Raw genomic sequence first — 21,562 nt, forward strand, 5'->3', positions numbered from 1 at the left:
TTCAATAGTGATTCTCTTTTTGCTCCAGTAAAAATGAAACCGGTTGCAATTGTTTAAAATGAGAGGTAAACTATATTTGCAAGTATTAATGAAAGGGGTTATATATTTATGATAACTTAAATCAGGTTTTTGTATAACAATATAATCATTAACAATTAAAAGTTGGGGGTAATAAAATGTTAAAAAAATCAAAAACAATCTGCTTTTTCGCAATGCTGGCTCTTGCTCTATTTCCTTTTATAAGTACTGGTAGTTCGGTGTATGCTAGCGAATCTTATAATCAAAAAGTAAATGAAATAGAAAAAGTAGTCGACAATCAACTGAAGAAAATGGAAAATATGACACCTGCTGAAAAATTGGATGAAGTAAATCGCCTTTTAAGCCAATATGAAGGAGCCACAGTCAATTTTGCTGATGCTATCAGTCCGGGTATGCCTGTTTTAAGAAATGCACGACCTTCTACAGAGCTTAGAATAGTTAATGGGGGATTGAATTTCTATGCTTATAATCAGGCAGGGATTAATAAGTTGGCTGATTTGTTTGCTAAATTAGGATTAATGGAAGGGGCTTCAGGTGGTTCCGGGGGTATTGCTGCTGCAATTGCTGGCGCTATGGGTATTGCAACTGGAGCAACTGCGGGATTAGCTGCAGTCGTTGTAGCATTAGGATCTTATGCTTCTTATCGTTTTGCTACTGCTAATGGTATTATGAGAGATCATGAAAAAGATGGAGATACTAAAGCTGGAGCGAGAATTACGATAACGGAAACTTTAGATATTACAAATATGGGAATCAACGCATATGCATAAAAAAATAAGAAATATTTTATTTATTATTTTAATAATAGCTCTAGTTATTTTTATGTATATTTTTACTAATCAATCAAAATATTATAGTCCATTAATTTTTTATGTGTCTGTACCTATTTTGAGCTATTTTATTGGAAAAGATAGTAAGTAGATTGGTGCTTACATCTTACATTGATTTAATATCTATATTTAAGCAGGTATCAGAATGATTTTTACAGAAATCCTATGCGTTACTAATAAAGAAATTAACACATATAATAAGAAGCAGGATACTACTTTTCTAGTCTTAATAACTATACTTGCTTTTTTCTCTTTTTTATAACTTATTAGAGGGAGGGATGTAGTAGATTGGTTTTTTAAATTTTTTCACCAATTATCAGTTATTTTGTCTTGGAAAATAACAAATAAGTTATTGCCCACAGTAACAGATTAGCTATGTTATTGTGGGCAATAGGTTTGACATTATGCAAAAAGGGCGTGTTTTTTTGAAAAATAAAATGTTTATATCTTTAAGCTGTATAATTAGTTTTTTATTTATTTTTGACACAAAAGCTAGTGCAGACTCTAACCAGCCAATTGCACCTGAAGTAGAAACTACAATAATTCAAGAGTTTAATGAACCCTACCAAAAAAAATTTACCATGCAAGCAACACCAGAATCGGTAATTGAAGCACTAAATTTTGTAGAAAAATCAACGGATAGAAAAGTCAACCACTTACTTAAATATGTTTATCCTTACTACACAGAAAGTCAGTTAAAATCCGTTACAGCTAATTTAGAACAAGCAAATGAATTTCTGCATAGCCAAAATTACAACACTAAAATAGTAAATGGAAGTTTAGACACAAATCTATTGAAAGTAGAGTTATCTAATAAACGTCCGGTGATTGCCTTTCTGACAGCTAACGGTGATTATTGGATTGAGCAAGAAACGGCAGTTCTTGTTTATGGGTATCAAAAAATTTCATTTCCAAATCAGCCATCAATGATCATGTATATGTATAAAAGCTTAAATCATGGTAAAGGATTTATTAATGATGCAACCAAAAATGAAATTTTCTTACTAATGAATGAAAGTACAATAGATCCGTCAGCAAATGTTACATTTAAGTGGGATAAAACTTTATATGGTTTTTATAAATAAAGAGGGGTAAAAATGAAAACATTAAAAAGAATTAAACTATTAATATTTCTATTAGGGTTGCTTATTTTAGGGATTGTTGGTTTTCCACGAAATTCAGAAGCCACGTCACTATACGTAAAGACAGAGAAGATTCCTGTAGAAATAACAACTTTAGCTTCGCAACATTGGGAAGAATATTTAACTAACATGATTTATCCTGAAAATGGAAGTGTCTCTGATTACTATCTAGGAAAACCTTTTACAATTAGTTATCCAGAAAGTATTAAGTATAATTTCCCTATTATTAGTAATCAGGAAAAAAGAATTGCGTATATGCTTTAGCTAGATTCGTCTGATGGCTTGAATGCTGATAGTTTTATTTTATCGAAAATGTTGGCGACTAAATTAGAAGAATTAAGTAACACACTTGCAACGGATCAAAGCCTACCTATTGCTTTATTTGGAGTTAGTCAAAATATTTTTTATGATTACCAAGGGCAGAAAAAGCCGTTACTATATGTAGACTCTCTTGCGAGTTCTCCAACAAATACAGGTAGTATTGATTCTGTTGTCTATGATATAACTGAAGCAAGTGCAAAACCTAATTTACGCGTGAAACGAGCTTCTGTTGAATTTGAAAGTAATGTGTTACCTTGGACGGTATATGAAACACAAGGAGAAAAACCATGGTGTGAATATTATGCATTAGCTGCTATTATAAATAATCAAGCAAATGCAGAGATTACTTCAGCAAAAAAAATAATTGATCAATCTTTTCCAAATGCAACAGAAGAGGAAAAATCTTCTATTGATTGGGTTATTAATACTAGTATAGGACCTGCGTTAAATTATGTAAAAAAAGCATTCAACAAAAATATTAGGTTTGAAACGAATACTATTACTTTTGACAAAATAAAAAATGAAATAGACAACAATCGTCCAATTATAACGGATTTAAAATCAGACACAGCCACTGGACATGCCATTGTATTGATGGGTTATACTGTAGCTAAAACTGGGGCTATGGGACCGTATAATCCTTTCTATCATTATTGGAATCCATGGTGGGAAGATACGTTTATTGTTTCTAGTAAATCGCCATACATGACGTTAGGTCCCTACCAATATGAATGGTATAGGACATGGTATAATTTTCAACAAGGTAACTATGTCGACGAGAATGAAAACCCAATGACAATAACTGAAATCAACAAAACAATGATGGTAAATACAAATACGGAAACGATTAATACTCTTCCGGCAGGGCGACTCGGATCTGAAAGAATAAATACTTCAGGAAAGTTTGCAGGATGGGTAGTTACTGCGACACAAGAAGCTGCACCGTATGTTTATTGTGATGAACTGCGAGGATGGGTTGATAAAAAAGCATTAACTGAAGTGATAGCGACAAATGTTCAAGCAAAGATTGAAAAAAGTGGCTATTCCATTGATTACATTCCCTGGCAAGCGGGAATTCAACATATTGGCTATACAAAAGATCATATTAATCAGTCAGTTATCATAAACGCTCGGAGTGGATCATATTATTTTGTGCCTAATTTAGGATGGATTGACAAAAAAGCTTTTAATGTAAATGTTCAAAGGCAAGTAGATGCAATTAAGAGTACAAATGTTACAACCAATAAAAAATGGATAATGAGAGAGAAAAGAAATCATTTAACAGTTTTAGATACTAACATGACTATTGATACATTGCCTTGGGGGCAAAAAGGGTTTAAGAATATTGGAAGAGCTAATAGCTATGCAAATAACTATGTAAGTATTACTCAAGATGCAGGTTCTTATTTTTATAGTCCAGATTTAAGAGGTTGGATAGACAAAAAGAGTTTGAGTATAAATTAATTATTCATAGCAATTAAAGATAATAAAAGACCAACAGGGTATGCCGTGTTGGTTCTTTTTCATATTCCAATTGTTACTAGGTAAACAGTAGGACATTCAAGTTGGGCATACGTCATTTGTGTAAAATATGAGTATACTCAATTTTTACATTTAATAATGCTAATTTAACAATTTGTTGTGGAGTAAGATTATCGTGCAAAATAAAGTAAAAGCATAATATTAAAAAAAGACAGGAGAATAGTTTAAGAAAATGAATAATGAAGAACAACAAACAAAACAAGAATGTAGAACTTTGAAAAAAGGAGCCGAGCATATAAAAAGACAAAGAATGTTCGAGAGTCGAAGTAATGAGATAAAAGAAGGACTGATCGATGAAGATACTTTTGCTAGACATAGATTAACGTATTCTAATAATCATTTAAAGGAAAACCTATTAAAGTCGTGTAAGAAAAACATAGATACTCATATTCAAAATTTACAAGGGTAATAAAGCTCATGGAATATTTTTAATAGAATACAATGAAGAAATTGCATTATCAATGGCTGAAGTAATCTCTGTATCAGATGTCAATCATGGAGAACCCCAAATTTTTGATCACTATGTTTTTAGTAAAGATAAAGATATGTTACAACTTCTTAATGATTACAATGAAGAAATAGAATTCTTTATTGTTTCTACAAAATTTAATGGAACGGAAGTAATAAAAGTACGCGATATTCCTAACATTATAGACAGCCTACCTTATGAATACATTGTGGCGAGCAATTATGGAGAAGTTGAAACGGAAGCTTGGGTTAAAGAGTAGACCAAATCTTTTTAAAAAGTTCTTCGAGTACAGTCATGGTATGTTGAATATGACACAAGCTAGTTGCGTTATATTTCTAACTAAAAACAAGCAGGTCAGAAACTTTTTAAGTTTTGAACTATATATTTTAATAATAAGAAAATGTATGGAATAAGATATAAGATGGTTGTGTCATTTTTAACTAAAGCAATCAAAGTTAGAAACTTAAAATAAAACTTGATTTAGGACTTTTGTATGATTTATTTTAGCTGTATTTATGATTTAATAAAACTAACTATTATTTCTTATTATAGTTGTCCTTTATGAAAGCGCTGTTTTGCGGTGTGCTTCGTCTATATTAACAACACTAATAAAAAGAGGATTTATTCAAAGTAAATAATAGGGAAAAAGTCGATAGAATAAGCAATAGTAATCGTTAAAAAAGGGAGATGCTAATATGGATATAACGGATAAAGAAAATTTTCAAAAACAGATGGATTTTTTGAAGAGACATAATTTTTACCAATATGTTTATCAATTTCGATGGCTATTTGTGTTTATACCAGTACTTGTTTTTTTGATCTTATTTTTATCGATTTTTTTTGGCTGATAATAGTAAAAGGCATATTATTAATGGGAATATTGATCAGTGAATATTATGTTATGTATCGTTTCTTTAAACCAATTGCTCTTGATGAAAAACAAGATTTCTCTAGTGTTCAGCTATTCCTTAACCTTTTTATATTTAATGCTTTATTCATGTTTGTTATGCTAACAAACTTTCATCAAGTTTTTGTAGGAAAAGAATTTATTATTTTTGGTTCATTAATAGGCTCGTTGTTTTTTGGTAGTTTCATGGGTGGAATATTTACGATTTGCTTAAAGGAACAACTAAAAGAATACCAGAAGCTAATGAATCAATTTATAGATATAAAGAAAGAAGTACATTGATGAAAAATAGAATTAGTTAGAACAGCCATGTATGGTGAAATATTGTAGTATATTACTTGTTAAGGACGATGAACAGAATGAGTATCAAAAAATATTTACTTTTTTATATTATTAGCACATGTGCCATTATTTTTGTTTCTCTTACTTTTTTCTTTTTACCTCTAAAATCGATTGATTCTAGGAGTTATGAAGTACTTCATACGATATCTCAATATGGAGTAATTTCTAATAAAGATGAGTGGAGGAATATTTTAGAATTAACAAGATACGGTAGAAAAGTAACTAATGTGGATAATTTAAATACATTAGTATATGGTGTTAACAAACATAGTTCTGTAAAACAAATAAGTAGTGACAAAGATATGGATAATATGGAAACTCTTAAGTTACCAAGTATTTCAAAGTATGAGGATCTTACAATTATTAACATTCCAAGTGTCTATAGCAATGATGATAACTTCTCAATTAAATATGCATCAAAGTTGACAGATTTAATCGAATATACTTCTGGTAACATTGTTTTAAATTTATCAAATAATTATGGCGGGCTGAAAGAACCTATGATTATTGGTGCGAGTTCTTTAATTCATAATGGAATGCTCTTTAGCAATATTAATAATAAAAAGGAAAAGTATCCTGTTTACTTAAAAAAATGGTAAATTATTTGGTGGCATTCCAGGAACGATTAACGAACTGAATCTTTATAAATTATCATTACACAAAAAGAAACTAGGGGAAAAAGTTGCAGTTGTAATAAATAATAACACAGCAAGTGCCGCTGAGAGTTTACTTTTAGCGTTAAAGAATAATCCAAATGTAAAAGTTTTTGGTATGCCTTCTGCAGGATATACTTCGGTTAATTTAGGACGTTTTTTTACTAATCAAAATTCCGATAATTATTGGTGGTTTGTATATACTGTTGGCTATTATGAGACAATAAAGCCCATAAAGGGAAAATGATTGTTTAACAATCAACCTGTCCCGCCAGATTATTATGTAGATTTATCGATGTTAGATAGAAATACTCAAGATATTACACAATTTTCTAATACCAAGAAACTATTCAAAGAAATAAAAAATTGGATTAACTCTGATTGAGTTGAAGGTACATTAAAGTAAATGAATTCTTAATGTATAGTATAACTTGTAAGCATAAAATTTTTATAGGAGAAAGGCTTTTGCTAAAATTATATTGTGGTAAAAGTCACATGAAAGTGGGGGGAGAATCGATGACGAAAGGGAAAAAAATTTTGTTTAGTTTTATTTCTTTAGTTTTTGGAACTTTTTTATTTGCAGTATTTGTTCATTATCAGTTCATGTATTCATTACCTATTTATTTTATTAAGTTTGAAGAGTATCCTTTTATAGGGAATTACATTCAACTATATTTGTACTGGGGTAGTGTTATAGGTATGGTCTTTATCCTTTTATTTATTTTAGGGATTGTTTTAAGTCCAGCAGAAGTAACATCCGTGAAATTAAACGATGACAAAGGAATATTAGAAATCAAAAAAAGTGCTATTGTAGGAATTGTTCAGTCGCAATTAGATCAGTCCAATTTATTAAGGGATTCAAAAGTAAATGTAAAAATGTATAAGAAAAAGATAAAAGTACGTATTACAGGAAATACAAGTGACAATCTAGATATTATAAATCAAACGAATCAATTAGTAAAAAATATTGAGTTATATCTTAAAACTTTTATAGGATTAAATACTTCAATAAAAGCAGAAGTAGTTTTCAAAAATATATCTCGTTCAGGAAAGAGTAAGCAAAAACAAAAACGAGTGATTTAAAGAAAGAGGGGAGAATATGAAAGAATTGTTCCTAGAATATAAGTATCCAATTATTGGAGGACTAATAGGATTGGTATTAGCACTTTTCTTTTTCACTATTGGTTTTTTTAAAACAATTCTCTTATTAGTTATGGTTGGGATTGGTGCATTTATAGGGAGTTATATTAAAAATGAGGATTTATTTGGAAAATTTTTCCAAAATAAATAAAATAAAGAATATTTAGGAGTGGATACAAATGGAGAAAACAAAAGTAAGTGTAAAGGAAGAAACAAAGAAGGAAAATGTACAAGGAAAATTAACGTATGAAGATAAAGTGATTCAAAAAATTATTGGCATTTCTTTAGAAAAAGTAGAAGGATTGCTTACGGTTGATGGTGGATTTTTCTCAAATTTAGCTGGTAAGTTAGTGAATACCGATGATGTTACATCAGGTGTAGTGGTTGAAGTAGGAGAAAAACAGGTAGCAGTAGATTTAGATATTGTTGCAGAATATGGAAAAGATATTTATAAAATTTACAATGAAATGAAAGAAATTATTACAAAAGAAGTAAAAAATATGACTGGGTTAGAAGTTATTGAAGTAAATGTAAATGTTGTTGATATTAAGACAGAAGAACAGCATGAAGAAGATTCCGTTAGTTTACAAGATAAGGTTGGTGAGGCAACAGAATCAGTAAGTAATTTTGCCAGTGAGCAAACAGAGAAAGCAAAAGAGCTAGCTTCTAAAGGAAGTTCTAAAGCAAAAGAATTAACGGAATCTCGTGTTAAGTAATATAGAAAGAAAAATTTTTAATGAGAATAATTGAATAATAAAATAACTAAAAAATGTAGAGTAATAGTGAATCCAGAGGAGAAAATCCTCTGGATTTTTTTTACTTGATTTCTAGGGATGTTCCAGTGACCCTGTAAAGGTCGGTTTTTTTTTTATAATATTTTATTTTTTTGATTTTTTACAAATATTTGTGATATTTACAAGAATTTCTATTTTGTATTATTTATAATAAAAATGTAATTTTAAATTTAAATAAGGAAGGGAGCAAATTTAGTTTGTTTGGAAAAAACAATAAGCATATGATTTTAAAAAAAGGGAGAAAAAGAGTATTAAAGTATAGCATAAAAAAATTAAGTGTGGGTGTTGCATCAGTATTAGTTGGTGTAGGCCTTGTTTTTGGGGCAACTGGAATAGTTAATGCACAAATGGGTGAAGGAAGATTAGTAAATTATTCTGCTTCAGGAAATACGTTTCAAGAAAATCCGGGATATACGAAGAATTATAATTTCTCGGATTTACAATTCAACCCTAAAGCAATAACTGGTGATGTGTTACAAGGAAATACAATTGATTTTGAGGTTTATGGGAAACATAATATTGCAGCTTCAACTGCAAACTGGGAAATTCGTCTTCAATTAGATGAACGATTGGCCCAGTATGTTGAAAAAATTCAAGTTGATCCGAAGAAGGGCGTAGGAAATAGTAGACGAACTTTTGTAAGAATTAATGATTCGCTTGGCAGACCTACAAACATTTGGAAGGTTAATTACATTCGAGCAAATGATGGACTATTTGCTGGGGCAGAAACAACTGATACACAAACTGCTCCTAACGGTGTGATTACATTTGAAAAAAATTTAGATGAAATTTTTAAAGAAATTGGTGCAGATAATCTTAAAAGCGACCGTTTAATGTATCGTATCTATTTGGTAAGTCATCAAGATGACGATAAAATTGTACCTGGAATAGAAAGCACTGGTTACTTTTTGACAGATCAAGATGATTTCTATAATAAGTTAGATGTATCCGAAAATAATTCTGATCAATTTAAGCATGGATCGGTAAATACTAAATATGAAGAAGCTAATATCCAAACAAAAGACGGTTCTGGGTCTACTGGTGCTAATGGAGCTATAATTTTAGATCATAAGTTAACGAAAGAAAAGAATTTTTCTTATTCAACTTCTGCAAAGGGAACGCCTTGGTATGCTAACTACAAAATCGATGAACGTTTAGTACCATATGTATCTGGAATACAAATGCATATGGTTCAGGCTGATAAAGTGGCATATAATGTTGCTTTTGAATCAGGAAAAAAAGTGGCTGATTTAGCAATTGAGCGACGTGAAGGTCATGAGAATTATGGTATGGGTTCAATCACTGACAATGATTTAACTAAACTTATTGATTTTGCTAATACTAGTCCACGACCTATCGTTGTTAGATATGTTTTACAACTGACTAAACCTTTAGATGAAATCTTAGAAGAAATGAAAGCAGCGGATAAAATCGAAGAAAATGCGCCATTTGGTGAAGATTTCATCTTTGATTCTTGGTTGTCGGATACGAATAAAAAATTAATCCAGAACACTTATGGAACAGGTTATTATTATTTGCAAGATATTGATGGTGATGGAAACCCTGACGATAAAGAAGAGAGCGGAGACACGAATCCATATATCGGGAAACCTGAATTAGAAGAAGTATATGATGTTGACACAACAGTTAAGGGGAAAGTATTCATCCACGAGTTAGCGGGAACAGGTCACAAAGCGCAACTTGTTGATAAAGAAGGTACTGTATTAGCAGAAAAAACTATCGCTCCAAATGAAAAAGATGGGGCTCCAATTTCAGATACTGTAGAATTTGAATTTACGGGTGTAGATTCAAGTAAACTAATCGCGAAAGATGAATTAAAAATCCAAATCGTTTCTCCAGGTTTTGATAAACCAGAAGAAGGTTCAACCGTTATTAAGGAATCACCAAAAGCGGTTGATAAACAAACCGTGGTAGTTGGATTTAAACCAGATGCTAAAGAATCAATTTGGAATAATAAAAACTTACCTGAAGATGCAGAGTATTCATGGAAAACAGAGCCTGATACTTCTAACGTTACTGATAGTACGAAAGGTATTGTAACTGTTAAGATAGGAAATCGAACTTTCGACGTGGATGTAGAGTTTGCTGTAAAAGCTTCTCAAGCTATGGAAAATGATGCAACATACGTACCTATAACAACAACCCCAGAAACGACAATTCAAAGTGGTAAACCTACATTTGATAAACCAGATGTTCCTCTAGCTAACGATGCCTTTTCAGTTTTAGATGTTTATAATAAGGACTTCGGCAATGCAAGTGTTGACGCAAATACTGGTATTGTTACATTCACTCCAGCTAAAGGTGTAGGAGAATCGGAGCCGATTACTGGAACAATTCCTATTAAAATTGTTTACCAAGATGGTTCTGTAGGCACGACCGATTTAGCAGTAACTGTAAGTAAAAATATTTATGAAAATCCAGGAGAAAACATTCCTGCAGGCTACCACAAAGTAACCTTCACCGCAGGAGAAGGAACAAGTATTGAAAGTGGAACAACAGTCTTTGCAGTGAAAGACGGCGTAAGCTTACCAGAAGATAAACTTCCGGTGTTGAAAGCAAAAGATGGTTATACAGATGCGAAATGGCCAGAAGAAGCAACGCAACCAATTAAAGCAGATGATACAGAATTTGTATCAAGTGCAACAAAATTGGATGATAAATCTGATGCTGACAAATATACTCCTGAAGGTCAAAAAGTGACTACAGAATTGAATAAAGAACCTGACGCATCTGAGGGAATTAAAAATAAGAAAGATTTACCAAAAGATGCTAAGTATACTTGGAAAGAAAAAGTAGATATTAGTACAGCTGGAAATAAAAAAGGTACGATTGTAGTGACATATTCAGATGGATCATCTGATGAAGTTGAAGTAGATGTCACAGTAACAGACAATCGTTCTGATGCTGATAAATATGAGCCAACAGTAGAAGGTGAAAAAGTAGAAATCGGTGGTAAAGTAGATTTAACAGATAACGTTACTAACTTACCAACGTTACCACAAGGAACAACAGTAACAGATGTTACTCCTGGTGGTACAATCGATACTAATACACCAGGTAATTACGAAGGTGTCATTGAAGTAACGTATCCAGATGGTACAAAAGATACAGTAAAAGTTCCAGTAGAAGTAACAGACAATCGCTCTGACGCTGATAAATATGAGCCAACAGTAGAAGGTGAAAAAGTAGAAATCGGTGGTAAAGTAGATTTAACAGATAACGTTACTAACTTACCAACGTTACCACAAGGAACAACAGTAACAGATGTTACTCCTGGTGGTACAATCGATACTAATACACCAGGTAATTACGAAGGTGTCATTGAAGTAACGTATCCAGATGGTACAAAAGATACAGTAAAAGTTCCAGTAGAAGTAACAGACAATCGCTCTGATGCTGATAAATATACACCAATGGTAGAAGGTGAAAAAGTAGAAATCGGTGGTAAAGTAGATTTAACAGATAACGTTACTAACTTACCAACGTTACCACAAGGAACAACAATAACAGATGTTACTCCTGGTGGTACAATCGATACTAATACACCAGGTAATTACGAAGGTGTCATTGAAGTAACGTATCCAGATGGTACAAAAGATACAGTAAAAGTTCCAGTAGAAGTAACAGACAATCGCTCTGATGCTGATAAATATACACCAATGGTAGAAGGTGAAAAAGTAGAAATCGGTGGTAAAGTAGATTTAACAGATAACGTTACTAACTTACCAACGTTACCACAAGGAACAACAATAACAGATGTTACTCCTGGTGGTACAATCGATACTAATACACCAGGTAATTACGAAGGTGTCATTGAAGTAACGTATCCAGATGGTACAAAAGATACAGTAAAAGTTCCAGTAGAAGTAACAGACAATCGCTCTGATGCTGATAAATATACACCAATGGTAGAAGGTGAAAAAGTAGAAATCGGTGGTAAAGTAGATTTAACAGATAACGTTACTAACTTACCAACGTTACCACAAGGAACAACAATAACAGATGTTACTCCTGGTGGTACAATCGATACTAATACACCAGGTAATTACGAAGGTGTCATTGAAGTAACGTATCCAGATGGTACAAAAGATACAGTAAAAGTTCCAGTAGAAGTAACAGACAATCGCTCTGACGCTGATAAATATGAGCCAACAGTAGAAGGTGAAAAAGTAGAAATTGGTGGTAAAGTAGATTTAACAGATAACGTTACTAACTTACCAACGTTACCACAAGGAACAACAGTAACAGATGTTACTCCTGGTGGTACAATCGATACTAATACACCAGGTAATTACGAAGGTGTCATTGAAGTAACGTATCCAGATGGTACAAAAGATACAGTAAAAGTTCCAGTAGAAGTAACAGACAATCGCTCTGACGCTGATAAATATACACCTAAAGGTCAAAAAGTAACTACTGAATTAAATAAAGAACCAGAAGCATCTGATGGAATTAAAAATAAATCGGATCTACCAAAAGGAACTATGTATGTTTGGAAAGAAAAAGTAGATGTGGGTATACCTGGAAATAAAAAAGCTACTGTTGTAGTAATATATCCAGATGGATCTAAAGAAGAGGTAGAGGTTGTTATTTCTGTAGTAGATAAAAAAGCGCCGAATAAACCTCAAGTTGATCCTATTACAGATGGTGACAAAATTGTTACTGGTAAAACTGAACCAAATGCAGATGTAACAGTAACGTTACCTGATGGAAGTCAATACCATGGCACAGCTGATAAGAGTGGTTACTTTAAAGTTAACGTTCCTAAATTAGAGGCAGGGACAAAAGTAAAAGTAACTTCAACTGATGAATCTGACAATACTAGTGAACCTACTGATGTAGTTGTTTCGTCAAATGAATTAAACGGTGGAAAAGGTAATGGAACAGACAGTAAGACTAACAACAATCAAGATAAAAAACAATTCTTGAAAACTTATCCTAAAACAGGAGAGGTTGATAGTAATATTTATACTATTGCTGGTGGTTTAATATTGTTAGGAACTTTAGGGTTATTAGGGTATGAAAAATGGAAAAAAGAGGATGAATAGAAGTTTAAATTATTAAATATTCTCTGAAAAGAGGAAGAAGTCTCTTCCTCTTTTTGTTTTATTGTTGTTTATTTAAATAATATTGTGGATTTTATTATTTTTTATTAAAATAATGTTGATATTAAAATGAGTAAATAATTACTAGATAATATTTATTTACTTATAGTAAAAGTTCATATTTAAGTAAAGGAGTTTTTTTTTGAATACGGATAAAGAAGTTTTATTAAAGTCATTACATGTATGCTTAGGGTTACCTATATTAGTATTTAATGAAGATTACACTCTTGTAGAAGAATATAGATCTGATAGGACTATATCATTATTTTATGATTTCCCAACTTTTTTAAAAAAAGTTGGGAAAGACAAGCTTAAATTTGATTATATAACTGGTAATTATAATGAGTTGTTTTTATTGTACGCATACAATAAAAAACTGTTTTTGTTTGGTCCATTCAGATGTAATACCATAGAAAAAGATAAATTCTATTCTATGGTTCAATATAAAAGTATAAAGCATTCTGATAAAGAATCCTTATATAAATTATTAAATGAATTACCATTATTTTCATTAGGGGATATTAGAGATATTCTTATCCTTATAAATTATTTTTTTACGGGAAAGATTGAAGACTTATTTCATAAGCCGTTACATGATTATGAGAAAAAATTTTCAGAAGATATCCAAATAGAACGGATAGATATGTTATTATCTCAAAATTATGATCCAGAAATTTATTTATTTTTATATGAAAATAAAATTTTAGAATATGTTGTAAATGGTAATGTACAAGAATTAAGTAATATGATATTTAAACTAAGTAATGGTGTTGTTCCTGTGGTTAGTGGGGATAACGTACGTTCTGAAAAGAATTATTCAATAGTTGTATTTGAGAAGTTAGCACAAGCAGCTATAAATATGGGAATGGACTTAATAAATGCATATCAGAGTCGAGATAGTTTTATAAGGAAAAATGAACTATGTATAAATTTAAAAGAAGTATTAAAAGTTAGAGATACTGCTATAGTATTTTATACCTCTGAAATAGGAAAAGCTAAAGTAAGGAATCTTTCTCCTCAGATATCATCAATTGTTCAGTACATTGGTCTAAATATGTATACAAAGATTACAGTAAGACAGATTGCTCAATATTTTTCAATGAGTGAAGCTAGGTTACGCACAGCTTTTAAAAAAGAAATGAACATTAGTATACATAATTATATTTTAAGAAGAAAAATTTCAGAAGCTAAAGTAATGTTAAAATCTAATTATCCTATTAATGATATTTCACTATTATTAGGTTTTTCAGATACGTCTCACTTCACTAAAGTTTTTAAAAAGATAACAGGGACGACTCCTAAAAAATATCAGATGTCAGTTGATTCTAAATTTACATTAAATTTAGACTAAAAAATGTTTTAGTACGAAACATTTTTTAAATAATTATCTAACTTTTGGAAATGAAATTAATTGTTTAGATGTTTTATTTTACACTTAAAAGTTCATATCATTAATAGTTATAGAAAGGATAGAGATAATATGAAATTTTATTGGGAAATCAATCCAGAAGATTTATTAAAAAATGGTAATTATGAAAAAAATAATTTATCAGAATGTGCATATAATTTAATGATTATGTATAACAAGTATGCAGAAAAAGGGAAGAAATTACAACAGTCTATTAATTCAAAAAATTTCAAAAAGAATATAGAACAATTATTAGAAATAGAAGCTATTCTTTCTGAAATACAATTTTATTTAGAGGAGATAAATTTAGAATCTGCAGATACAAATAATGTTATTTCACAGATAGAAACTGAGTATTTAGTAGATTATTATTATAAAATTGGAAATGCAGATAAAGAGGGAAATTTTTTTGCTTCATTACTAAGAAATAAGGTATGTAAACAAAAACAACTAAGATTCGGTATTTTTCCAGAAAGAGTTATTATTTAAATGTTTTTAAATAAAAAATATGGAGATAAATGGCAGATCGTTTGTTGCTTTTTTTAATTTCGAATTATCAATTAAGTACAACACTTTATCCTGTAAAAACTTCATACGATGTTTTTCATTTTAAGCACTTTTGTGGTCTAGTCTATGCATAAAGGATTGAATATAATTATCTGGAATTAAGATTATATCTTTCTCTTTTGGTAGGTACTCTCTTAATAATCTATTTGTATTTTCATTTAGTCAAAAACTGGGTAAAGGAGTCTACAAAGATAAACCTAAAAAATAATTTTGCACATATGCTTGATGACCTTCCTGGAGTAGCTGATAATGCTAAAAAAATATTGTTTGATATGAAATGTACTACTGTAATAGACGATTGTAATGTTCATTTACGAGATGTACTTAATTTATTAGAAGATGAAATGCACAGCTTTAGATTATCTTCTATTGAAGCTAATGATTTAGATAAACTATATGATACTTTTTATTACTATGGAAAAAAAGAACAATTAATAGAATTTCTGCTTGACCAGATGACTAATGCGATAAATTTTAAACAAGCTGATAAGGATTTTCTTATTTATTCATGGCTTGTAGAAAAACTTACTGAAGAACAAATATGCGAAATGCTCGCGAGAATTAATGAAAATACCCAATACCATTGGAATAACAACCTTAATTCATTTGTTGATGAGTTCGTTGCTTATTATAAAGAAACAAATGGAATTGATCTAAGAATAAATTATTTGGGAGCAATTTATACTAATTTAAAAATTCTCAGCGATGAATATACTCTCTCTATCTCAGATTACGAGCTTATTTTCAAATTTTTTGAGGATATAATAGAGAGTCATAGCGAAACAATATTTGATTTTCAGCGTAAATATAAAAAGGATATTGAAACAAATTTTGGTAATAGTTTGGAAAACTTTCCTAAACTGAATAAGTTATTGTTCGAATAGATTTTGAAAAGCTTACAATAAATAAAAGTATTAATTTTTGTTACATCAATTAATCTCTAATTCATGAATTTCTTTTTTGATTCTATATATAGTTTGTCTCGTAATATTGTAATCTTTCGCAATCTTTGAGATAGCAACCCCATTCTTAAGATCCTGAACGATGCTTTTATAAACAAGGCGACGTTGGGGATCTTTTGTGTCTGCACTGTATAACTTAGGACGACCTTTATAGACGCCGTTTGCTTTCGCAATCTTTATCCCTTGTGCTTGGCGTCTTTTAGATTCCGTACGTTCTTGCTCGGCAATCATGGCCAAAATCTGAATGATTAGGTCTTTGATAAATTTATCTAGGAGTGGATTTCCGATTGCTTCAGCCATGATTGGTAAACTGGTAATAATTAGCCGCACATTTTTCTTCTTTAGATAATTTACTGAATCGATAATCTCGTCATAATTACGTCCAAGTCGATCGATGGCCTCTACAATAAAAATATCTTGGGCTCTAACAAAATCTAGAGCTTCCTGAAAAATCGGTCGATGAGTAATAGTCGCTCCGGATTGTTTCTCGATAAAAATTTTTTCAGCACCAAACTTGTTCATTTCCTCAATTTGACGTTGTTCATTTTGATCGATTGATGAAACTCGAATATATGCAATTTTCCAAATTTTTACCTACTTTCTATAATTTTTAAAATACACCCTAATCATACATTCAAAAACCATATTTTTCAATGTTCTGTTGGTGTCTATTTAGGGGTCCTTAATTAGACAATCACAACTATTTGATTTTCTTGTTTTTTAAATGCGTGATCAGGGTGTATGATAAAACTCTTGGAAAGAGGCAGAATTTTGAAAGTTGCATATGCAAGAGTTTCATCCATTGGCAAAACTTGGAACGGCAAATTCAAGAGTTAAAAAAATTAGGAGCGAAAAAAATATTTGTAGAGAAAAAATCTGGCGCAAGTATTGAACAACGACTAATTTTTACAGAAGCTATCTATTTTGTGAGAGAATCCGATATTTTTATGGTAGAAGCCATTGACCGATTAGGCAGAAATTACGATGAAATTATTCAGACGGTTAATTTATTGAAAAATAAAAATGTTCGACTCATAATTACAAGCCTTCCTATTATGGCTGAAGTGGTTGGTAATCCATTATTTGATCGTTTTATTAAAGATTTGATAGTCCAGATTTTGGCAATGATTGCGGAACAAGAAAGAACAGAATCTAAGCGACGACTAGAACAAGGAATTAAAATTGCAAAAATGAACGGTGTTTATCAAGGACGTCCTGAATTATATAGTCCAACAGCAAAAGATCTCCAAAAAAGAGCTGTCTATAGAAATATTATAGAAGAGTTACAAAAAGGCACTGCTATTTCAAAGATTGCAAAAAAATATGGAATTAATCGACAAACAGTTTATAGAATAAAAAAAGACTATGAGTCAAATCAAGCAGATTCTTAATGAATCATAAAAGAAATAAGAGGGCTTATTTGGTGAAAAACAGAAAGGAGTAGTTATTCTGCAAATTATTAAAGATACAAAAAACACGTAGAAAAAGAAAATAAGCCAATGGTTATTTTTGATATGATGTCAGTAAAAGTGGAAAAATTATTATTAGAGTTGTCAGAAGAAGTATTTCGAGTGTGTCCTAAAACAAAGAAAGAATTTAGAAAAATGGTTTCAAGATATAGCTTTAGAAATGGAGAGAATAAGATGGTTGTTCTAAAAAAATATGATTACTGGGAAATATAAATTACTACGTGGAATAAGGCAAATATGGTTGCTTATGTTGATTGTGACCAATTGGCTAGAAGAGAGTTAGGAAAATATAATCATCTTATGTATAGTAATTGTAAAAAATATAAATTAATTAAGAGCGTTTGCGTAGAAATAAGCGCAGAAAAAAATAAAAAAAGGTGAAACCTTGATAAAATAGTAATAGGCAACAACTAACTCCTCAATATTAATATAATAGTGTCAATTAAAATGCATAAATTAATCCCTAAATTGTTAGTTATTACCTTCATAATAAATAGAATTGTGAAATTTATTGTCTAAGGTGAATAGTTGTGAGAAGAGAGTACGATTATCAGAAAATTGAAAAACAAGTGTTTACCAATGGCTGTGAACTAGAATCCAAAATACGTACTACGTGAACAATGTGTAGTATGTATTTTGGTGTTTTCTTAATAACTAATTTTGAATAATCATTCAATTCTTTTATCAATAATTGAACGTAAGACTTTTTCTCTTAAATCCAATGAATTAATCTTGTTATTTTGTTCATATTCATGTACTAACAAATCACAAATATAAAGTTGTGAAATTTTTCCAGCTAAAGAACCACCATTTAAAAATTCTTCGATTGCTGTTTGTAAAACTAAATCTGCAGATTTTCCTATCGGTGAATGAATATAATTCGTTATAGCAAGTATTTTTGCTCCATTATTTTTTGCAATTTTTAATGAGTCATAAGTATCTTTTGTTTTTCCAGATAAAGAAAAGATAATAACTAAATCTCTATCTGTTAACAAAGAAGCAACTTGAGCTTGATAATGAGGATCTAATACAGCTTTAGCTTGTATTCCTACCCTCAAAAACATACTTTCCAAATCAAGACTAGTATTTCCACTAGATCCTACACCAAAAATATATAGGCTGCTTGCTTGATTAATAAGTTGGATTGCTTTTGTTAATTTTTCTTCATTAATTAAACAAGAAGTAGACTGAAGTACTTCAATCAAACTTTTAGCAACTTCATCGTGGTATTTACCACTAGATGGTTGTTCTTTTTTTTTGCTAAAATCTTCTTTAGCAATTTCAATTTTTAGATCAGAAAAACCAGAAAATCCAAGTTTTTGACAAAAGCGAATGATTGTTGCATCGCCAACATTCGCTTTTGTTTTAATATCATTCATAGTACTGTAAATAATAGATTCTCCAGAGTTAAGAATAAAATCAGCAACTTTTCGTTCCGATTTTGTTAATAAGGGATAATGTTCATTAATTAAATAAATGTAATTCATAAAATCTCCTCTAGAATGTAATTTTTGTTTATTATACACTATAAAAATTAAAAAACTCCAAAATTCTCCATTTTTCTTGACAACAATGTAAGCGGATGCTAAACTTTTTTTGGAGTAAAAATCCTAAAAAATATAAAAGTGGAGGTTTGTGGAGTTTGAACAAAGCAAAATTCTTAGAAGTAATTTCAGGCGGTTTAATTGTTTCGTGTCAGGCGCTACCTGGTGAACCATTTTATACAGAGGAAGGAGGTTTAATGCCATATTTTGCATTAGCAGCTAAAAATGCTGGAGCTGTTGGTATACGTGCAAATTCTGTTCGAGATATTAAGGAAATCAAAGAGAAAGTTTCTTTACCGATTATTGGCATAATAAAAAGAGATTATCCTCCTGAAGAGCCATTTATTACAGCAACTATGAGAGAAGTAGATGAATTAGTTGCAATTGGTGTGGAGGTAATTGCTTTGGACTGTACTTTACGTAAACGTCATGACGGATTATCTATTAATACTTTTATAGAAAAAGTAAAGAAAAAGTATCCTCAACAATTATTAATGGCTGATATTTCTACTTTTGAGGAAGGAAAGAATGCTTATCAAGCTGGTGTGGATTTTGTTGGTACAACCTTAAGTGGCTATACAAAGGAGAGCAAAAAACAAAATGGCCCAGATATGAAATTAATTAAACAATTAGTACAAGAAAATATTTGTGTTATTGCTGAAGGGAAAATTCATACACCTGAACAAGCAAGACAAATTAAAAAGCTGGGTGTTGCAGGAATTGTCGTTGGTGGTGCAATTACACGACCACAAGAAATTGCTAAAAGATTTGTCGATGCATTGAATAAGGAGGAAAAAGATGTTTAAGAAGTTTTCACAATTAGGTCGCGCATTTATGTTACCTATTGCAATCTTACCAGTAGCAGGTTTACTTTTAGGCCTTGGTGGTGCTTTAACAAATGAAAGTGCAATGAATGCGTATCCAATTTTAGAACAGCCATGGATCCATACAGTATTAAGTATTATGAGTTATGCAGGAAATGCTGTCTTTACTAATTTAGCATTGATTTTTGCTATAGGTATTGCTGTAGGGTTAGCAAATGGGGATAAAGGAACAGCAGGTCTAGCCGGTGGAGTATCTTACTTAGTGTATACAGCAACGATCAGCGGCTTTCTTGCGTTATTTTCTGCTAAAGATGCAACTCTTGATACTGGTGTTGTTGGATCTATTGTAATTGGCGGAACTGTTGCATTTCTACACAATCGATATCGGAAAATTGAACTACCGCAATTTTTGGGCTTTTTTGGCGGATCGCGTTTTATTCCAATCATTTCTAGTTTAGCGGCAATTATTATCGGTTCTTTCTTTTATTTAATTTGGCCACCAATTCAAAATGGATTAGCAGTAGTTGGAGAACATATTGCACAAATGGGAAGTCTAGGTACTTTTTTGTATGGATTTTTACTTCGTTTGACTGGCGCAGTAGGATTACATCATACTATTTATCCACTTTTTTGGTATACGTCTTTAGGAGGTACAGAAAGTGTAGCTGGAGTTACTGTTTCTGGTGCACAAAATATTTTCTTTGCGCAACTAGCTGATCCAAACCATACAGGACTATTTACTTATGGTACTCGTTTCTTTGCAGGTAGATTCGCGACAATGATGTTTGGTTTACCAGCAGCTTGTTATGCTATGTATCGTGCTATACCTAAACAAAATCGTAAAAAGAATGGTGGACTTTATTTTAGTGGTGGCTTGACTTCATTTTTAACAGGGATTACTGAACCAGTTGAATATATGTTTTTATTTGTAGCCCCATGGTTATATATAATTCATGCATTCTTAGATGGTCTATCTTTTTATTTTGCTGATATTTTAAATATCCGAGTAGGAAATTCATTTTCTGGTGGATTAATTGATTTCTTATTATTTGGTGTACTCCAAGGAAACGATAAGACAAATTGGCTGAAATTAATTCCTTTCGGAATTGCTTGGGCAATTGTTTATTTCTGCGTATTTACTTTCTTCATTAAGAAATTTAAAGTAGCTATTCCTGGAATGGGAGAAGAGTTGCCAACGACTACTGAAAATAAATTAAATAAAAAAACATCATTAAATGATGAAGCTCAAATAATCATTAAAGCTCTTGGTAGTAAAACCAATATTGAATCCGTTGAAGCTTGTGCTACTCGTTTACGTGTAGCTGTTGTAGATGGCCGAATGGTTGACAAAGAAACTATTAAACAACTAGGTGCTACTGCTGTTTTTGAAGTGAATGGTGGTATTCAGGCAGTTTTTGGCGGTAAAGCTGATTTACTTAGTCAAGAAATTAATCAAATTTTAGAAATTGAGAATTAGGAGATA

General features: G+C 31.0%; 21 protein-coding genes and 2 pseudogenes. 20 read left to right on the forward strand and 3 right to left on the reverse strand.

Features of this window, described 5'->3' with window-relative positions; all coding sequences use genetic code 11:
* Window positions 1–176 precede the first annotated feature (176 nt).
* The 15 genes from IGK70_RS03935 to IGK70_RS04005 all read left to right on the forward strand — a co-directional run bounded on the left by IGK70_RS03935 (window position 177) and on the right by IGK70_RS04005 (window position 15,202).
* Window positions 177–809, forward strand: a complete 633-nt coding sequence (locus IGK70_RS03935) for a hypothetical protein (protein WP_010712170.1) — start codon at window positions 177–179, stop codon at window positions 807–809.
* Between the two features lie 464 nt (window positions 810–1,273).
* Entirely contained in the window at window positions 1,274–1,954 is a 681-nt protein-coding gene (locus IGK70_RS03940) for a hypothetical protein (protein ID WP_002404658.1), read from the forward strand.
* A 12-nt stretch (window positions 1,955–1,966) separates the two neighbouring features.
* Window positions 1,967–2,275 carry a hypothetical protein gene (locus tag IGK70_RS03945; protein WP_259276361.1) on the forward strand — a complete coding sequence of 103 codons (309 nt, stop codon included), beginning with the start codon at window positions 1,967–1,969 and terminating at the stop codon, window positions 2,273–2,275.
* A gap of 18 nt (window positions 2,276–2,293) precedes the next feature.
* On the forward strand, window positions 2,294–3,796 hold the full coding sequence (locus IGK70_RS03950; RefSeq protein WP_259276362.1) for a C47 family peptidase: 1,503 nt from the start codon (window positions 2,294–2,296) through the stop codon (window positions 3,794–3,796).
* A gap of 250 nt (window positions 3,797–4,046) precedes the next feature.
* Window positions 4,047–4,283, forward strand: coding sequence for a hypothetical protein (locus tag IGK70_RS03955; protein ID WP_438775179.1), 237 nt, complete (start codon window positions 4,047–4,049; stop codon window positions 4,281–4,283).
* A gap of 52 nt (window positions 4,284–4,335) precedes the next feature.
* Entirely contained in the window at window positions 4,336–4,602 is a 267-nt protein-coding gene (locus IGK70_RS03960) for a hypothetical protein (protein WP_284959203.1), read from the forward strand.
* 522 nt (window positions 4,603–5,124) lie between these two features.
* Window positions 5,125–5,532 carry a hypothetical protein gene (locus IGK70_RS03965; protein ID WP_168931981.1) on the forward strand — a complete coding sequence of 136 codons (408 nt, stop codon included), beginning with the start codon at window positions 5,125–5,127 and terminating at the stop codon, window positions 5,530–5,532.
* Between the two features lie 77 nt (window positions 5,533–5,609).
* Window positions 5,610–6,191 carry a hypothetical protein gene (locus tag IGK70_RS03970; RefSeq protein WP_259276363.1) on the forward strand — a complete coding sequence of 194 codons (582 nt, stop codon included), beginning with the start codon at window positions 5,610–5,612 and terminating at the stop codon, window positions 6,189–6,191.
* Window positions 6,192–6,285: 94 nt separating this feature from the next.
* Window positions 6,286–6,492, forward strand: coding sequence for a S41 family peptidase (locus tag IGK70_RS03975; protein ID WP_229017897.1), 207 nt, complete (start codon window positions 6,286–6,288; stop codon window positions 6,490–6,492).
* A 269-nt stretch (window positions 6,493–6,761) separates the two neighbouring features.
* Window positions 6,762–7,328 carry an alkaline shock response membrane anchor protein AmaP gene (gene amaP / locus IGK70_RS03980; protein ID WP_259276364.1) on the forward strand — a complete coding sequence of 189 codons (567 nt, stop codon included), beginning with the start codon at window positions 6,762–6,764 and terminating at the stop codon, window positions 7,326–7,328.
* Between the two features lie 16 nt (window positions 7,329–7,344).
* Window positions 7,345–7,536: a DUF2273 domain-containing protein gene (locus IGK70_RS03985; protein WP_220421813.1), complete on the forward strand. Its 192-nt coding sequence runs from the start codon at window positions 7,345–7,347 to the stop codon at window positions 7,534–7,536.
* Between the two features lie 28 nt (window positions 7,537–7,564).
* The gene (locus IGK70_RS03990) at window positions 7,565–8,101 is read left to right on the forward strand and encodes an Asp23/Gls24 family envelope stress response protein (protein ID WP_002358518.1); all 537 of its coding nucleotides are present in this window, start codon (window positions 7,565–7,567) and stop codon (window positions 8,099–8,101) included.
* 275 nt (window positions 8,102–8,376) lie between these two features.
* Window positions 8,377–13,248, forward strand: coding sequence for a Rib/alpha-like domain-containing protein (locus tag IGK70_RS03995; protein ID WP_438775180.1), 4,872 nt, complete (start codon window positions 8,377–8,379; stop codon window positions 13,246–13,248).
* 199 nt (window positions 13,249–13,447) lie between these two features.
* Window positions 13,448–14,656, forward strand: coding sequence for a YSIRK-targeted surface antigen transcriptional regulator (locus IGK70_RS04000; protein WP_010712174.1), 1,209 nt, complete (start codon window positions 13,448–13,450; stop codon window positions 14,654–14,656).
* Window positions 14,657–14,785: 129 nt separating this feature from the next.
* Window positions 14,786–15,202: a hypothetical protein gene (locus IGK70_RS04005; RefSeq protein WP_002358522.1), complete on the forward strand. Its 417-nt coding sequence runs from the start codon at window positions 14,786–14,788 to the stop codon at window positions 15,200–15,202.
* Between the two features lie 135 nt (window positions 15,203–15,337).
* Here IGK70_RS04005 and IGK70_RS04010 read toward each other — a convergent pair.
* Window positions 15,338–15,439 (reverse strand): annotated as a pseudogene (locus IGK70_RS04010) (IS30-like element ISEnfa364 family transposase); the annotation flags it as partial.
* Here IGK70_RS04010 and IGK70_RS04015 point away from each other — a divergent pair.
* A complete protein-coding gene (locus tag IGK70_RS04015) occupies window positions 15,427–16,164 on the forward strand; it encodes a hypothetical protein (RefSeq protein ID WP_002401428.1) in 738 nt (245 codons plus the stop codon). The pseudogene IGK70_RS04010 and the gene IGK70_RS04015 overlap by 13 nt on opposite strands.
* Window positions 16,165–16,209: 45 nt before the next feature.
* Here IGK70_RS04015 and IGK70_RS04020 read toward each other — a convergent pair whose 3' ends face one another.
* Window positions 16,210–16,830, reverse strand: coding sequence for a recombinase family protein (locus tag IGK70_RS04020; RefSeq protein WP_033591050.1), 621 nt, complete (start codon window positions 16,828–16,830; stop codon window positions 16,210–16,212).
* 183 nt (window positions 16,831–17,013) lie between these two features.
* Here IGK70_RS04020 and IGK70_RS04025 point away from each other — a divergent pair.
* Window positions 17,014–17,633 (forward strand): annotated as a pseudogene (locus IGK70_RS04025) (recombinase family protein).
* A 123-nt stretch (window positions 17,634–17,756) separates the two neighbouring features.
* Window positions 17,757–17,924, forward strand: a complete 168-nt coding sequence (locus IGK70_RS04030) for a hypothetical protein (RefSeq protein ID WP_229204425.1) — start codon at window positions 17,757–17,759, stop codon at window positions 17,922–17,924.
* A gap of 455 nt (window positions 17,925–18,379) precedes the next feature.
* On the opposite strand, the gene IGK70_RS04035 is transcribed toward IGK70_RS04030, so the two are convergent.
* A complete protein-coding gene (locus IGK70_RS04035; RefSeq protein ID WP_002358531.1) occupies window positions 18,380–19,198 on the reverse strand; it encodes a MurR/RpiR family transcriptional regulator in 819 nt (272 codons plus the stop codon).
* Between the two features lie 155 nt (window positions 19,199–19,353).
* On the opposite strand from IGK70_RS04035, the gene IGK70_RS04040 reads away from it, so the two are divergent.
* Together IGK70_RS04040 and IGK70_RS04045 are read left to right on the forward strand one after the other, a co-directional pair.
* On the forward strand, window positions 19,354–20,061 hold the full coding sequence (locus IGK70_RS04040; RefSeq protein WP_002358533.1) for an N-acetylmannosamine-6-phosphate 2-epimerase: 708 nt from the start codon (window positions 19,354–19,356) through the stop codon (window positions 20,059–20,061).
* On the forward strand, window positions 20,054–21,556 hold the full coding sequence (locus tag IGK70_RS04045) for a PTS transporter subunit EIIC (RefSeq protein ID WP_002363073.1): 1,503 nt from the start codon (window positions 20,054–20,056) through the stop codon (window positions 21,554–21,556). Before IGK70_RS04040 ends, IGK70_RS04045 begins: the two co-directional genes overlap by 8 nt.
* Window positions 21,557–21,562 lie beyond the last annotated feature (6 nt).

This window comes from Enterococcus sp. DIV0358 (assembly GCF_051713465.1).
Classification (GTDB): Bacteria; Bacillota; Bacilli; order Lactobacillales; family Enterococcaceae; genus Enterococcus; species Enterococcus faecalis.